10 protein-coding genes are annotated in these 17,289 nt (G+C 40.4%); 5 read left to right on the forward strand and 5 right to left on the reverse strand.

Annotated features, from left to right (window positions below; genetic code table 11):
• Positions 1–764: 764 nt before the first annotated feature.
• The 4 genes from IL356_RS00705 to IL356_RS00720 all read right to left on the reverse strand — a co-directional run bounded on the left by IL356_RS00705 (position 765) and on the right by IL356_RS00720 (position 5,815).
• Entirely contained in the window at positions 765–1,985 is a 1,221-nt protein-coding gene (locus tag IL356_RS00705) for a site-specific integrase (protein ID WP_121847697.1), read from the reverse strand.
• 225 nt (positions 1,986–2,210) lie between these two features.
• On the reverse strand, positions 2,211–3,794 hold the full coding sequence (locus IL356_RS20275; protein ID WP_121847695.1) for a glycoside hydrolase family 32 protein: 1,584 nt from the start codon (positions 3,792–3,794) through the stop codon (positions 2,211–2,213).
• A gap of 415 nt (positions 3,795–4,209) precedes the next feature.
• On the reverse strand, positions 4,210–5,037 hold the full coding sequence (locus tag IL356_RS00715; RefSeq protein WP_121847694.1) for a ferritin-like domain-containing protein: 828 nt from the start codon (positions 5,035–5,037) through the stop codon (positions 4,210–4,212).
• 19 nt (positions 5,038–5,056) lie between these two features.
• On the reverse strand, positions 5,057–5,815 hold the full coding sequence (locus IL356_RS00720) for a ferritin-like domain-containing protein (protein WP_121847693.1): 759 nt from the start codon (positions 5,813–5,815) through the stop codon (positions 5,057–5,059).
• A 417-nt stretch (positions 5,816–6,232) separates the two neighbouring features.
• Here IL356_RS00720 and IL356_RS00725 point away from each other — a divergent pair, with 417 nt between their 5' ends.
• The 3 genes from IL356_RS00725 to IL356_RS00735 all read left to right on the forward strand — a co-directional run bounded on the left by IL356_RS00725 (position 6,233) and on the right by IL356_RS00735 (position 12,542).
• A complete protein-coding gene (locus tag IL356_RS00725; RefSeq protein WP_162987798.1) occupies positions 6,233–9,748 on the forward strand; it encodes a VCBS repeat-containing protein in 3,516 nt (1,171 codons plus the stop codon).
• 74 nt (positions 9,749–9,822) lie between these two features.
• On the forward strand, positions 9,823–11,148 hold the full coding sequence (locus IL356_RS00730) for a vanadium-dependent haloperoxidase (protein ID WP_121847691.1): 1,326 nt from the start codon (positions 9,823–9,825) through the stop codon (positions 11,146–11,148).
• Positions 11,149–11,174: 26 nt separating this feature from the next.
• On the forward strand, positions 11,175–12,542 hold the full coding sequence (locus IL356_RS00735; RefSeq protein WP_205601273.1) for a sulfatase-like hydrolase/transferase: 1,368 nt from the start codon (positions 11,175–11,177) through the stop codon (positions 12,540–12,542).
• Positions 12,543–12,632: 90 nt separating this feature from the next.
• Here the strand turns inward: IL356_RS00735 and IL356_RS00740 are convergent, their stop codons facing one another.
• Positions 12,633–15,077, reverse strand: a complete 2,445-nt coding sequence (locus tag IL356_RS00740; RefSeq protein WP_162987797.1) for an outer membrane beta-barrel family protein — start codon at positions 15,075–15,077, stop codon at positions 12,633–12,635.
• Positions 15,078–15,281: 204 nt separating this feature from the next.
• Here IL356_RS00740 and IL356_RS00745 point away from each other — a divergent pair, with 204 nt between their 5' ends.
• Together IL356_RS00745 and IL356_RS00750 are read left to right on the forward strand one after the other, a co-directional pair.
• Positions 15,282–16,367 carry a sensor histidine kinase gene (locus IL356_RS00745; protein WP_121847688.1) on the forward strand — a complete coding sequence of 362 codons (1,086 nt, stop codon included), beginning with the start codon at positions 15,282–15,284 and terminating at the stop codon, positions 16,365–16,367.
• Positions 16,352–17,086, forward strand: coding sequence for a LytR/AlgR family response regulator transcription factor (locus IL356_RS00750; protein ID WP_121847687.1), 735 nt, complete (start codon positions 16,352–16,354; stop codon positions 17,084–17,086). Before IL356_RS00745 ends, IL356_RS00750 begins: the two co-directional genes overlap by 16 nt.
• Positions 17,087–17,289: the final 203 nt, after the last annotated feature.

Consider the following 17,289-nt stretch of genomic DNA (forward strand, 5'->3'; position numbering starts at 1 on the left):
AGGCTACAGGTACATTGCAAAATTCAATTAGACCTTAATTTTAGGAGTTTACATTTTTAAAAACACTTTTATCTAGTGACTGATATGGTCTTGATTTCCATATTTAGATATAAAAAAGTTGGCAAGATGAACTTGTTGTTCCCCGTGGCGTTTGGGCATATTTCTGACATAAGAGTTAATCAGTAAAATATTCGATATTATAATGAGGAATATACTGTGGTCTTTCAAAATGTCACTGCTGCCTTTGCCTAAGGTATAGTTGAAAATACTAATAATATTAAACACCATTCAGAAGATAGAACTGTACTGATATAAGTCATAGATTTTTAAAATACCTATTACAAGAGAAGGCTCTTCTGTAAAGACCACTTTTAGTAGCTATTGATTGATTCGCGTAGTGAGTTACCGAAGATTAGAGAAACCATTTTGTGAAAAGCACTATAGATTCTATGAGAACAGTCGAGATTCCTATTTTCCAATTTTGGGAATTGTGGCAATGACACTGTAGAAAGCCAGAGGAAGGAAGTAGAATCATTAACCATTTATTCTGAGCAAACCGGAATTGGTGGAAGAATTACATAATTATACTTATTTTTATAATGCAGAATATTCATATAATTTAGCGGTGAATGTCCTGTTTTACAGACAGTTTAGAGTTCGGTTAATCAGTATCGAAACAAAGTGTCAAGTGTTGATTTTTAGTTAGTTGTTATTACTGCTTACTTCCAGTCATGACGACCTCCCTTAAATTGTCGTGAATAACTTTAGATAGCTTCAATTAATTTCTCGTTGTAGTCATCCAGGATAGTAGTCGGCAAGGATTTGAGATAGATTTGAGTTGTATTCAGCTTACTATGTCCAAGCATGGCAGAAATGGCCTCCAAAGGAATGTTGTGAAGCATAGCTTGTGTAGCAAAGCTATGTCTGCTAACGTAGGTTGTAAGCTTCTGCTCAATTCCACATAACTCCTGAATTGTTTTTAACCCACGATTATAACGCTGCCTTTCCCAATTAATCTCTCGTTCCTGTTTAGCAGGATTTTCTCGTTTTATTACAGGAAATATGTAATCCGCCGCTTTCTTTCCTTTCAAATAACTGTTCAAGATTTCTGAAAGTTGTCCGGTTATTTTTATGTCATATAGTTTTCCCGTTTTCTTTCTGCGAAATTTAATACGACCGTTCACTATATTGCTTACTTGGAGGTAGGCCATGTCCGTGAAGTTCATACCATAGAGAAAAAAGGAACAAATGAAATAGTTTCGATATCTAAACAATGCTTGATCCTCTGGAATTTCCAATTCTAGAATCTTTCTAATATCTTCAATTTCCAAAGCTCGTTTTTCGGTTGGAATTTGTCTTATGGTATAATTCATAAAAGGATAGGCTTCCTTTTCAATTAATCCCGCTTTTATACCCTTATTGAAGAGTGCTCGTAAGCCGCGTAAGTAAGTAGATAATCCATTCCAACTATTTCCCTTTGCTAAATGATATTTTTCAAAGCGTTTGATGAAGGAGTAATTCACTTCATTAAACTTAAGATCTTTGCCCTTATTGAAGGTCTTCAAGACCGATAAAATGCCTTTATAATGTCTGGCCGTCCCATATCTGTGTGCCGCCTTTAAATCCTCAACTACAGAATTCCCAAATTCAAAAAAGGATTCATAGGTGCTGTTTCTTGTGATTCGATTTTTCACTTCAACAATTGACAAATAGTTTAAATTACCTTGATCAGAAAGTTTGTTGAGAATGTCATTTGCACGAGCTTCTTCTTTTAATAAAAGCGTATTCAATCGGGCAATGGATTCCGTGCGAGGGAAGTTTCTTTTAATGGAACATTTTTGATGATCCCAAAATATTTCGGATATTGAAAAACCAGTTGCGATGGATGTTGTTTTTCGCAAATGGGTGAGGCGAAAAATTATAGGGTAGGTGCCATCTTTTTTTGCTCTTCTTGTATCCAGTAAAAGGGTCAAATATGTTCTCATTTACTTCAAGTTAGCAAAAAAATTTGCAAACAATTTGCAAACAAATGATTGATTCCAATTGATTCCAAATGAGGTCAAAATAAATGTAACACATTGACATGCAATAAATTATATCGATTTTGGTTTTTGGAAGATTTGGTATTAAAGCGGCTTCTAAGCAGACGGTCGAAGGTTCGAATCCTTCCGCGATCACAGAAGACCCCTCTTTATGAGGGGTTTTTTGTTTCAATCAAATTTCAACTGGTCGATTTTTAAATCTTCCAAAATCAATTCTCCATTCTCTGATATTACGGATAACTGGTCGTAAGGCGTCGTTGGAAAGAAAATTTCTGTTATAGGCGTAGAACCCCCATCAAAAAACAATTCAATGGACGTTTTATCCAAAAGAATTTCGGCATCATGAACTGATTTCTCCGATAACCTTGGCGCCACTGATATTTTTTCGGCGAATTCATCGTGAAAATCTACTATCCCCGATTTTCTTCGGTCGACAAAAAATTGTTTGTCATCGGAGTTATAACCAAAAAGCAACTCTTCCCCTTTCTCGTTAGATAATTTAAATGTGTATGATATTTCATCGATTGAGGGCAGAGTATAGGCAATACGGGCCTTGGAGTAATCAATATCTTCACCTCCTAAAATCTTCTCTTCACCTTCTTTTATCGAAACCGTTCCTTCTTCCAAACCCTTATCAATAAAGTTCCGAACCTCGTCAACAGGTTCAGACCTAAGCATGGGCACTCCGTTCTCGGAAATCAACCGAAGTGTGCGAGGTATGCTCTGACTACTTCGCCAAGTGGTGGTCGGTACTTGATTGGCATAATGACCATCGACCATCCAACCTATAAATATTTTACGCCCATCTTCCTCTGGAACATTTGACCAGGTTACCCCGGCATAATTATCTTTTCCAAAATCAATCCAAAAGTCATGCTTTTCGGCGAGTGCTGTTTTAAACGAGTCGTCTAAAGTGAATTTTTCGCCATCAAAATCACCGATAAAGTATTGAGTTCCGTTTCCTCCGTTTGGTGCTCCCCCACTGATGCTGCCCAACATCACCCATTTCACCTCATCGGTTCCTTCGATTGTCATCGGAAATAAATCAGGACACTCCCAGACGCCGTCATGACTGCCCACATCCTTACCAAATCGGTCCGTTAGCGTCCAATCGATTAAATTTTTTGAGGTATAAATCATCATCTCGCTGTCTGCAGCCAATATCATGGCCCATTGTTGGCGTTCTTCATCCCAAGTAACCTTTGGATCCCTATAATCTCTAATGCCAGGATTTTCAATTACCGGGTTTCCATCGTACTTCGTCCATGATTTCCCTTCATCTAAAGAGTAAGCAATCGCTTGGGTCTGCGCATCAATCTTGCCTTCATCACCCTTTTTGGGATCATGATACGTATACATGGCAACAATGGGTATCTCTCCATTTTTGGCAAGCCCAGAGGTATTTTCATAATCGACCACAGCGCTACCCGAAAAAATATACCCTAACTCATCGGGATATAAGGCTATTGGAAGGTGTTCCCATTTAATCAAATCGGTACTAATGGCGTGGCCCCAATGCATAGGCCCCCAAATATTATCGTCTGGGTAATGTTGATAAAACAAATGGTACTTTCCGTTAAGATAAAACATACCATTTGGGTCGTTCATCCAACCGATTTTTGGAGTGAAATGGAAATTAGGCCGGTAAAGTTGCTCTTCGACAGAAGCGATTTCCTTTGTTTCTTCCTGTACTGGTTTTTCCTTTTGATTTTTGCACGAAAACGTTTGAAATAAAATAGCTGAAGCGGTAATAAGTAGCGTTAGTCTGTTATTCGTGAGTTAGTTGGGTATTTAATTTGGAGGATTATTCAAAAGTGGTTCTCGTCTTTCCTATTACGAAGCAAAATCTGAAATAATTACATCATTTGTGATTGAATGTCAATTATTTAGTCGCTTTACAAATTCTTGAATATTCAGATAGCATCTAAGTGGGAGCAACTTGTTAATAGAATGTAATTCTACACAATTTTTTTAAATCTTCTTGGGTCCTATCCCAAAAAGAAGATTTTTACAACTTTAGAATTATACGACGTACTGCTACTTTCTATGTTCCAGTTAATCAGAAATATGACTCAAGCTAAATGAAAATACCTGGTGGGCAGCAATTAAAAAACCCTCTCTCGAAACGAGAGAGGGTTCTATAAAAGGAGCTGCTTTATATTCTTCGTTATTCTACGATGAAAAGGCTTGCTATTGCAACCGCATCATCACCTGAAAGTGGCTCATCGTATGCTTCGGTCGATGCTTCCATACTGAAAGCGGCATCACTACCAAGTGTAGTAACATCTACCCCACCTTGAGTAACGTTTTCCTCACCATTGTAAACCGCTTGGGTCGCTTCTGGCATTCCGTCGCCTCTTTCATTATTGGTAATCCATCCTTTAAGACCTCTCAACCTTCTAACTTCCGAAGCGTGCATGGCCTCAACGGCGTGTATTTGCAATGCGGCAGTTAGAAAATCAGAACCAAGCAGGTTACCGGCTTGCCCTTTATAGGCTCTTACACCTGTGTCTTCAAAAGCTTGCGCCAATGCCAATAATTGTGCGTAGGCGGTTTCTTGCCCTACGCCATATTCGTTGAACGGGTCAAAGGCGCCACCTGCCGTAAAATCGAAAGTCGGTTTTTCAACTGGGGTTACTCCTGCGCCTTCCAATCCGCTGATCAGAAAATCTACGTGGGCCTGCTCATGTTTAGAAATCTGCATGTACACCGTTTCTGGTCTACCGCTAGGCAAAACTCCTGATTGCAAAGCCAAATCGTAAAACTCGTCTTCTAAATATTCAAGAGTTAACGCCAATTGTAGGGCACTGACCGGGTCATTGCCTGACTCTTGAGCAAATGTTCTTTTGGGCATTGCAGCCATACCAAATGGGATTGCCGCAAGGGCTGCCTTCTTACCCATAGAGCCGAGAGAACCAAACATATCTCGTCTACTAGCCTTTTTATTGAGGAGGGATTCGTTCGTAAATCCATCTAAAAATTTTATAATATTCATAATTTTCTTCTTTTAGTGTTTAAGGTAAATTGTTAGCTGTGAACTTCGTGGTAATGAAACCTGTATCGCCCACGGCAGCCAATATGGCTGAAGGGTCAAGAGCAGCACTGAGTCCGTTACTTGCGGTTACATAATCGTCACCGGCGAAGTCTGCCGACCCCGGATTCAATAGCGTACGTATGGCCGAAGCATGTCTAGCCTCTACCGAAACAATCTTACCTGCAATTAACAGATAATTTGGGTCAGCAATCAAACGGCCTGCCCCATTATAAGCGGCAACACCGGTATCTTCAAGAACACTGGCCGTAGTTAATACCTGCTCTCTATTTCCAAAATCGAGGTTACCATAATCGAATTCCAAAGTAGGAAGCACCAAATCGGTATTACCATCAACAGCAGCTGTAATAGCCGCCTTGAAGAAATCTCTGTGGTTTACCTCATGGTAATATAAATCGGTAAGTACTTGTCTTTCCTCATCAGAAATATTGCCATAGAACGAATTCACAACCTTTGTGTAAAAATCGGCTTCGAGCTGCTCCAATGCGTAAGCATAATTAAGAACGCCTAAATCTCCTTCCCCTAAATCAAAAATTTTGTCTGGGTCCGGATCTGGATCCGGTTCCGGGTCTGGATCAGGCATCATACCCATACCATTATCATCATCACTACAGGCTACCAAAAGCCCCGCTCCAACAACGCCTAAACCTCCCAATTTCAGAAATCGTCGGCGATTTGTTGATTTACCAATAGGTTCTACCCTAACTATATTTTTTTTCATATGGCAATCTGTTTTTAAGGTTAATACACTAATACCTACGAGGGATTGGTAGGACGGTTTGGTCTTAAATGTTAAAATAATGTGAAAGCTATCATTTTAAGTGTAAACTAGGGGTATCGATGTGCTCCCCAACCTATATAGCATAGACGTCGGAAGCCCATATTGGGTTTTCAATAAAATTTTTAATTCTTTGTCAGAATCACTCCTTTTGGCAGTAACTAGCTATGGACTCACCCGTAAAATGACACGAAAAAGCCCATTTTTATTATGTTGAATCAAATTGTTGAGGAATAGAATCAATTTGTAAAGTACCTATTGATGCCAAAAGCTATTTTTATTTTTCTCAATTTAACTACCAATTTTTGCCAATTCAGGATTTTTTATATCCGCCTGTTATTGACAAGAAAACTCAAACTAATGAAAACTAACTATCAACTCAGACTACTAATGCTCTTGTTGCTGGCCCCATTTTTTATTTGGTGTCAAGACAGCAACACACTTTTCAAACTGCATCCGGCAAGCCGTACCGGAATTGAATTCAATAATTTATTGACAGAAAGCGATACCCTCAATATTCTCAACCAGGCCAATATTTATAATGGAGGGGGAATCGGCATGGGCGATTTTAATAATGACGGACTTATTGATGCCTATTTTGCCGGCAACATGGTCTCAAACAAACTCTACCTCAACCAAGGAAATTTTAATTTCAAAGATGTTACTAAAGAGGCAATCGTTGATGGGCAAGGACATTGGAGTACGGGAATTTCTGTAGTCGACATTAATGCCGATGGCTGGCTAGACATCTATGTCGCGGCTTCATTTAGAAATGACTCCGAACGCAGAACCAACCTCTTGTATATCAATAAAGGAACCAACAAAAAGGGAATTCCCATTTTTGAAGAGTCGGCCAAATCGTATGGGTTGGCCGATGATGGATATAGTACACAAGGCTATTTTTTTGACTACGATCAAGATGGTGATCTGGACATGTATCTCGTCACCAATGAAATTTATGATTCTCGCACCCCCATTCGCTATCGGGCGAAATTGACCGACGGTTCTGCAAAAAATACAGACCGCCTTTACCGAAACAACGGAGACCATACGTTCACCAATGTCTCAGAAAATGCAGGAATCACTATAGAGGGATGGGGACATGCCGCTAACATCAGTGATTTTAACGGCGACGGGTGGCCCGATATTTATGTCGCGAACGATTTTGTATCAAACGACCTGCTTTATATTAACAATCAAGATGGCACTTTTACCAATCAGTTAGACAACTATTTCAAGCACACGGCATGGAACGCCATGGGTACCGACGTAGTCGATTTTAACAATGACGGTTTTCCCGATGTTATTTCGTTGGAGATGCTTCCTGAGAACAATCTTCGAAAAAAACGAATGCTGAGTGGTAATGAGTATTACAATTACATCAACAACCAACAGTACAGCTACAACCACCAATATGTTCGTAATGTGCTTCAGTTGAGCAGCGGGCCTACCCCTAACGGCCACCCTGTATTTACCGATCAGGCATTTATGTCAGGTATTTACCAAACCGATTGGAGTTGGTGCCCGCTTGCTGCGGATTTTGATAATGACGGTTATAAAGACCTCATCATTACCAATGGTTTGCCTAAAGACGTTACTGATTTGGATTACATAGCTTATGAAAGTGGGCAAACAGCAGGAGCACAGAGTTACACTCTTGAAATGACCGACCGCTTACCGGTGGTTAAATTGGCTAATTACTCCTTTAAAAATATCGATGGTTCCAGATTTAAAAATACTTCTAAAAAATGGGGGATAGATCAAAAGTCATTTTCTAATGGCGGGGTCTATGCCGACCTTGACAATGATGGTGATCTTGACGTTTTAGTAAACAATATAAATGACACCGCATTTGTCTATGAAAATACCCTGAACGTTCCGGACAGGCATGTATCGGTATCCATTAAAGGCCCAGCCAAAAATCCTGATGGTTATGGGGCATCCATAAAGGTATACTCCAACGGTAAAATGCAATATTTTGAGCATTACCCCATCAGAGGTTATCTGTCCACCAATGATTCCAGAATTCATTTAGGTATCGGCAACGCGGCCCAGGTTGATTCTTTGCGGGTACAGTGGCCCGATGGAAAATCGCAACTTTTAAGCAACATCGTTGAAAACCAGATTTCAGTTAATTATTCGAATGCGACATCCGTTAAAGAAAGTAAGCCTTCTTTTGACAACTCCATTTTCTCCGACGCTTCTTCCGAACATCAATTGGTTTACACCCCAAAAGAAACAGACTTTTCAGACTTCAATATTCAGCCAACCATTCCGCATAAATTAAGTCAATATGGGCCGGGCATTGCCGTGGGCGATATTGATGGTAATGGTCATGATGACCTATATATTAGTGGCTCTTCCGATAACCCAGGAGTGTTCTTTATGCAAAATAGTGACGGTACATTTAAAAAAGATGCCAATCGTTTCTCCCAAAAAGAAGACATTCTTTATGAAGATATGGGCGTACTTTTTTTCGACGCCGACAACGACAACGACCTAGACCTTTACCTAGTTAGTGGCAGCTATGAAATACCTGCTAGGCACGAAATCAGCAATGACCGCTTTTTTCTAAATGATGGTAAAGGTTACTTTACACGGGCCAACAACCTTCCTAAAGATTTCACCAATGGGTCTTGTGTAAAAGCCGCTGATTTTGATGGGGATGGCGACCTTGATCTTTTTGTAGGTGGTAGAGTAGTTTCAGCAGCCTATCCGCAAGCTCCGGAAAGCTTCTTATTCCGTAACGACAACGGTCAATTTGTTGATGTTACCGAGACTTATAGCCCTAAATTGAAACGCATTGGAATGGTTACGGATGCTCTTTGGAGCGATTTTGATATGGATGGAAAACCAGACCTTATCTTGGCCGGTGAGTGGATGCCCATTACCTTTTTCAAAAACACCGGAGACTCGCTGGTCGAAATAAAAACGGGCGTCGAAAACCGCAAAGGTTGGTGGAACAGCTTAGTAGCCGGCGATTTTGATAATGACGGTGACATGGATTATGTAGCCGGAAACTTAGGGCTCAACACAAATTATGAAGCTACCCCAGAAGAACCGATGACCATCATTGCCAAAGACATGGATAAAAATGGATCTTTTGATGGAACCGTTTTTTGTTATATGATGGGCGACGATGGAATACGCAAACCTTATCCGATACCATCACGTGACGATTTGGTAGGCCAGGTAGTCAGCATGAGAAAAAAATTTCCTACCTATACCTCATACGGTATGGCCGACATGGATCAACTATGGACGGAAGCCCAAAAAGAAGGAGCCATCATTTTAGAGGCCAACGAAATGAGAACCTCCTTTATTGAAAACAAGGGCAATGGTCAATTCACCATGTCTCCCTTGCCCAATGAAGCACAAGCGGCCCCAATTTATGGTATGATGGCCGAAGATATCAATGAAGATGGTTATTTAGATATACTCATGGTTGGCAACGATTACGGAATGGATCCCTACAGCGGTCGCCACGATGCCTTTAATGGGCTATGTCTATTAGGTTCTAAAAATTCAGGATTTCAACCCATGCAGTTACAAAACTCCGGATTTTATGTAGAGGGTGATGCCAAGGGGTTGGCCAGGGTACACATAGCCGACCAGAAAGACCTTTATATTGCCACCCAAAACCAAGATGAACTTATTGTACTGCAAAAAGATTCAAATAAAACCAAGAAGTGGGTACATATTCAACCCGACGATTTTTCTGCCGATATTTGGTTTAAAGATGGCCGTCGCAGAAGGGTAGAATTTCAATATGGATCTAGCTACCTTTCTCAGTCTTCAAGAACGCTTCCTTTAGAAGAAGGTGCTACCAAAATTACCATCACCAATTTTAAAGGAGAGAAAAGAGAGGCCCTATAGTCGGAATTCTTACTAACCCAATTTTAAAGAACTAGTTTCACCGCTAAGGCGGTTTTAAAGACAAAACCCCACAAATGAAAAGATTAAGTTTATTGGCAATTTTAATGATGCTGACCGTTTCTTCGAAACATCCGGTCAATTATAAGAAACTTTCTGCCAGTGAAGAAGCCGATTATTTGCATCGGGCCGTTAAGCAGGTTACCGATGTAATGGTGTACGATATATATTCGCCCCCCGTGACCAGCAGAACGTATGCTTATGTTTCGGTAGCTGCCTATGAAACCCTTATTCAGGGTAATAAAAAATATATATCAATGGCCGGCCAACTTCATGGTCTTGAAGCCTTCCCTTCTTTGGATAAGGATAAAAAATACGACCTTACCTTAGCAGCCATTCACGCCGTTCTTACCACAGGTAAGGCCTTTGTCATCTCCGAAGAACGCATTGATACTTTTGAAAAGGAATTGTTAGCGGAAATCAAAGAGAATGGTATTCCCCAGAAAATATTCGATAATTCCATTGCTTACGGAGACATGGTAGCAAAGCACGTTCTCCAATGGTCCGCAAAAGACAAATATTCCCAAATCAGGTCAATGCCCGATTATAGTGTCAAAAGTGGCGAAGGCTACTGGAAACCTACGCCTCCTGCTTATATGAAGGCCATTGAACCCAACTGGAACAAACTTAGAACCTTTATGATCGACTCTGCAGAGCAATTTAAGCCTGTAGCTCCCCCAGATTTTTCACGTGACAGTACCAGTTTGTTTTACAAGGATGTCATTGATGTTTATGAGCAAGTGAAAAACAATACGCCCGAAGAGAATGAGATTGCTAATTTTTGGGACTGTAACCCTTTCAAAATGAACGTTCGCGGGCATGTTATGTTCGCCACCAAAAAGATATCACCTAACGGACATTGGATGAACATCACCTCTTTGGTCTGCAAAAAAGCCAAGGCCTCTGCCGTAGAATCAGCGGAAGCCTATGCTTCATTGGCGGTCACCCTAGCCGATTGCTTCATCAGCTGCTGGGATGAAAAATACCGCAGTTCGGTCATTAGGCCAGAAACTTATATCAATCAATATATCGACCCGAACTGGTTACCGGTACTCCAAACTCCTCCATTTCCTGAGTATACTAGCGGTCACAGTGTAGTGTCTTCTGGAGCGGCTATTATTTTGACCAAACTTTTCGGGGAGAATTTTGAGTTTGCAGATTCTACAGAAGAAGAGTTCGGCCTGCCTACACGTCATTTTAAATCGTTTAGGGATGCCGCTAACGAGGCAGCCATCAGTCGTTTTTATGGAGGTATCCATTACATGCCAGCTATCGCCAACGGTCAAGATGAAGGTTTTGCCATTGGTGAGTATTATTCGAATAAACTTAAGACTAGAAGATAAGTTCAATTACCATAAAAACCAATCGCTTGATCAAACCTAAAAACATACTTTGTTCGCTTGTTCTGATATTTTCTTTTCTATTACGGAATCAAACTATTGCGCAGTCGAACAGGCCCCACATCATAATTATTTATACCGATGACATGGGCATCGGCGATCTATCATGCTACAACAGTGGTTGGGTAACCACACCGCATATCGATTCTCTGGCCGCCGGGGGTGTCAAGTTCAATAACTATTACAGCGCATCGCCTGTATGCTCCCCCTCCAGGGCTGCTATCACAACAGGTATTTTTCCAACGGAGCTTGGCATCAACACATACTTACATAGCCGAGAAGGGAACAAAAAACACGAGCAATACGATTTTTTAGACCCACAATGGCCTTCAATGGCGAGAATGCTCCAAAATTCGGGTTACAAAACAGGACACATTGGTAAATGGCATTTGGGCGGAGGAAGAGATGTAGACGATGCCCCACAAATTACCGAGTACGGCTTTGATGAGTATGTAACTACCTATGAAGGTCCTGACCCGGATAAGTTGATAACTGCATCGAATTGGATATGGAGTGAACAAGACAGTATCAAACGTTGGGAAAGAACAGGGTACTTTGTAGACAAAACTTTGGACTTTCTTTCCAGAAACCAAAAATCGCCCTGCTTTGTGAATCTATGGCCAGATGATATGCATGACCCCTGGATACCTAGCGAGAACTATTATGATGACAAACAAGCATGGACGGGCAAAGAGGCCTTCGTTCAGGTATTAAAGGAATACGACAAACAAATCGGCCGATTGATCAAAGGCTTAAAAGATTTAGAAATATTCGATAATACCCTCATCATTTTCACTAGCGATAACGGTGCCTACCCTACTTTTGAACAAATTAGGACCAACAGCCAGAGAGGAGCCAAAAACAGTTTGTATGAAGGAGGTGTGCGAATGCCTTTTTTGGCTCATTGGCCTAATGAAATCGAAGCAGGTACAGTAGACAGTGAAACTGTGTTAAGCTCCGTAGATTTACTGCCCACCATCAGCTACATTACAGGGGCCGAAATACCTCAAAACTATAAGGGCAGTGGCGAGAATATGAGTAAAGCGCTTTTAGGAAATAAACCACAAAAGAGAACTACCGATTTGATGTGGGATTTTGGCCGCAACAAACACTTCAACCGACCTAAACAACCACATCATCAAAGCCAACACTTGGCCATTCGACGAGGCCCTTGGAAACTTTTGGTCAATTCAGATGGCTCCAAGAAAGAATTGTTTCATTTGGGTGACGATAGAAACGAAACAACCAATATTGCAAAAAAACATCCTGAAATAGCAGAGGAACTTTCAAGCAAAGTAATTGGTTGGTTTACCACCAAGAAAAAAGTCAGGGAATAACCAATATTAGCTCTGGAAAGCTCATCATTCCTCGAAAGGATTCACAGATTGCTTTCTAGTCGACTTTCTATGCCTTAAAAAATTGACTTCTTAATCAACCCGCTCCAATTCTTCTTTAACCTTCGTTTCGCGAGTTTTCCGTCCACTCATTTGGCCAAAAGTTCTGGAATAGCCTAACATAAAAATTCGTGAAAAAGCGGATTCATCCCGATAGACCGACTTGGTATCGATATCAAAAATTATGGGTTGAAGGGACCCATTGTGCGTGTTTATTTTGAAGGATTGAAAAATATCGGTCACCATAAATTTCAATGTGCCCCCATTGTTTTTGAAGGTTTTTGACAACCCGAAGTTGGCCATTCCGAAACCTTGCGTTTTGTGTGACCCGTTAAAGGAAGGGAAATTGTACCAGCCCGAAAGTTCTATATTCCATTCTTGGGGTAAATCAACGGTCTGGCTAAAATTTAGGCTTTGAAATAGATAAGAATTCTCAAGAGGACTCGGAACATGCACGAGTTTGTATTTTCGATAGGAAGTGGTGCTTGATAGTGTAAATCTTGCCCAATTGGCCCAAGAAAAATTTGTGCTTGCAAACAGATTGACACTTTTTTGATATTCAGCATTTTGAGGGGAAATAATCAAAATATCGTTGGCAGCCGTAGAACTGAACTGGTTTCTTAAAATCGGGTCTTTTTCATCTTGCAGCGAAAAACCAACACTAAAGTTTCGGGTGGTATAGTCTGTTCGAAGCATGTTTGAAAATGAGGGATTGAGCAACGGGTTACCCGTAAAGATGGCCGTTGGGTCATTGTAATACAAACTGGTCACCAAATCGTTGTATGCTGGTCGTGAAATTCGTCTGTGATACGCCAGAACCAAGGAGCTATTTTCCCCAATTTTGCGGTCATACGATAGCGAGGGAAATAACTGATTGATTTTAAAGTCACTCGTGGCATTATGGATGGTCCTGTGCCAACTTTCAAAGCGTAGTCCAGCATACAACGTAGCTTTCTCGTTTAAGGACACTGCTACTTGCGAATAAACTGCCCATAGTTTTTCATCACTTGAAATGACACTTTGCGAACGTGGGTCCACCTGCCATTCTCCATCGACATTGGTTTCAATACTGCTATCGTTTTCATTTTTGGCATAACTTGCCTTTGCTCCAATTTCCAATTGTAGATTCTCATTCAAATCCAGCGCGTAATCTGCTTTTATGGCACCAAGGCCAATGCTTGATTTGCTTTGCCCACGGTTACCTTCGGTAAAAATTTCGTTATCTGGATTTATGGGATTTCCATTGGCATCAAAATAGCGACTGATGGTCAAGGCTGGATTGTCATTTCCGTAAGACAAAAGACTGGCATCCACATTCAATTTTGATTTCTCGGAAAGCTGGCTTGCCATATAAACCGAAGTAATGAAATTGTTTTTGTCACTATTGCCGATGTTGGTCAATTTGGAGCTAAAAGGCTCCTCACCCTCAATTTGCCGTCGATTGTTGATATTGGAAACCGTATTGTTGTTGCCATGCATAAACGAGAAATCAGCTCCAATTTCAGTGGACGTATTGAGGTGGTAATTCAAGGCGGTATTCAGGTTGTGGGTATTGTTGGTGAAATTGAAGTAAGTCGCGAATTCAGCAAAATTTTGTCCACCCAAAAAGGCCATGTTCTGGGTTCCCTCGCCCTCAAAGCCATTCTTCCCTTGATTGTGCATAAAACTGTACGAGGCATTGAATGCAAAACTGCCCTTGCCCAAGGCATATTGTAATGAAGTATTGGCCTTTGGTTTGATTCCAACCCCGACCGAAGCGTTTAAGTTGAGTTGTTCCCCTTCGTATTCGTTCTTTTTAAAAATAATGTTCAATACCCCTGCCCCACCGTCAGCATCATATTTTGCGCTAGGTGAAGTTATGATTTCCACTTTTTCAATATTCTCGGTGGAAGTACTCGAAAGCAGCTCCATAACTTCTTCAACTGACAAAGGCATTCTTCGCCCATTGAACAAAATGGTTACGCCAGTTTGCCCATTTAGGTTGAATTGATTGTTGTTTCTATCTACAAAAATTCCTGGTAAACGCTCAAGCACCTGCAACGCATTGCTTCCTTGGGTCATAATACTGCTCTGTACGTTAATGACCTTGCCAAAACTGGTATTCTGAACCAAGTTTTTTCGTGCGGACAGTACTACCTCATCCAATTGGCTGGCATTTTCAAGAAGCGTTATTCTTCCAAAATCCTTTTGGCTGTTTATTTCCATTTCAAAAACATCGGAGGAGTAATCCTCAAATCCTAAACTGCTCAATCCCAATCTAAAACTTCCTCCTATATCAAAAACAAAAGAAAAAATTCCGTCTTCGTTAGTAACTGCTCCCGTGAGCAATTTGTTATCCGAAGCTTGATACAGCACCACATTCACATAAGGCACTGGATTTTCATTTTGGTCCACCACCGTACCTGTAATTTGGGACTGAACGGAATATCCTAAAAACAAAGAAAACAACAACGAAAAGTGAGAAGCCGAATATTTCATAAAGATGAATTTGTCGCCAAATGAAAACATCAAGCTTTTCTGAAAAGAATGTTGTTGACCAAAAACAGTCAAAAATTGAAGAATAGCATTTTCTCAAAAAATAAGGCAAAGTAACTCATTCGTCATGTATATGTAACCGTTGGTCAATTTGCTTTTGAAGCTCGCCTAAATTGAATAATTTGTAGGGTTGAAGTATGTCATCGTATGCAGCAATCGCCCTTAGTCCGATTTATTTTCAGGTACAAATTGCACCATATTCCGTTTTGGATTGTCTATCATTTGGTATGGCTCATCATCAATTTTGGAAGCCTCAAAGGGGTGTATGATTACCTATACTTTACCGATAGTTCGATTAAGTTTTACTTCTATCTCATTTTTCAAATGCTTGGGGTCTATTTTAACCTCTACTACCTCATTCCAAAATTTCTATACCGCAGGCGGTTCGCACTCTACTTACTTTTGGTAGTTGCCACTATTTTGGCTTGCAATGCCATAATCACCAGTGGTTATTATGTTGCGGACTGGCTTTCGCCCATAACTTTTGAAGAAATGTATGGGGTTGGCACCAATGAATTTTTTAAAATTTTCTTTGTGTGGGCATTACCCACCACCGTGGCCAGTATGACCTTGGGCATGAGCATAAAACTGGGCAAAAACTGGTTGCAGTCCGAGAATAAGCGATTACAAGTAGAGAAAGACAGTTTGGAGACGGAACTTAAATATTTAAAGTCGCAAATAAATCCGCATTTTTTGTTCAACACCATCAACTCCATCTTTGCCTTGATTCATAAAAATCCAGATTTGGCTTCGGAATCGTTAGCCAGTTTTTCTGATATGCTGCGCCATCAATTGTATGACTGTGATGATGATAAAATTCCCTTGGAAAAGGAGTTGGAGTTCATCCAAAATTTTATTGATTTGGAATCGCTTCGATTGGATGCGGAGCAGGTAAGCACTTCCTATAAAATTGACAATCAAACGACCAAAAAAAAGGAATTGAGTCCGTTTGTGTTGCTTCCATTTGTAGAAAATGCCTTTAAACATGTTTCCAAAGGAAAAAAAAGGAAGAACTTTATAAAGATGAACCTTTTGGCCACCAACGAGCAGCTGCATTTCACCATGGAAAACACCAAGGATATTAAAACATTGGACAACTCGGAAAAAGGAATAGGCCTTCAAAACATCAAACGCAGGTTGAATTTGGTGTACTCCAATTCCCACTCCCTTAAAATTGAGGAGCTGGAAGACGTTTTTAAAGTAGAATTTAAGCTGTTATGGAGCCCAAACTAAACTGCGTAATCGTTGATGACGAACCGTTGGCACGGGAAGTGCTGGCAGAATATATCGTCGTTCTCGAACATTTAGATCTATTGGCGACCTTGGATAATGCTCTGGAATTGGATCAGTTTCTTTTAAAAAACCAGGTCGATTTAATATTCCTGGACATTCAAATGCCCTATTTAACAGGAATGGAATTTTTAAAGTCGCGCTCCAATCTGCCCATGGTTATCATTACCACGGCCTATCCCAATTACGCATTGGACAGTTTTGCGTTTGATGTCATAGATTATCTTTTAAAACCTATCACCTTCAACCGCTTTTTTAAAGCCATTGGAAAGGCTAGTCATTATCAAGGCAAAACCAATCCTTCGCAACAAGAAATCTCCGCAGAATCCAATTATTTTTTTGTGAAATGCGATGGCAAATACCAGAAAATACTATTGGATGAATTGGTGTTCATAAAGTCATTGGAAAACTATGTCATCCTACAGACGGAAAGTAAAAGCCACATGACCTTGATGCCATTAAAAACAATTGAAGAGTATCTAGATTCCGATAAGTTTCTACGCGTACACAAATCGTACATCGTTCCTTCAAACAAAATAGTCACCGTAGAAAACCATCAACTATTGTTGAACAACCAGCAAGCCATACCTATAGGTAGGAACTACCGAAAATCGGTCATGGAGCAGGTTTTAAAAGATAACGTCATCCAAAAAAAGAAGTGAACTCTTCTTATGTTCAATTTCTTCTCCTTCATCGTAATCGCAATTGGAAAATTCTAGAAAATCACGAATTCATGACCTTATTCTGACGACAGAAACGAAACGCTACTATTATAAAAAAGCATCCTGAAATAGCAGCGGAACTTTCGAACAAAGTAATTGGTTGGTTTACCACCAAGAAAAAAGTCAGGGAATAATTCTTAACG

The sequence above is a fragment of the Euzebyella marina genome (assembly GCF_014855515.1).
In the GTDB taxonomy this organism is placed as follows: domain Bacteria; phylum Bacteroidota; class Bacteroidia; order Flavobacteriales; family Flavobacteriaceae; genus Euzebyella; species Euzebyella marina.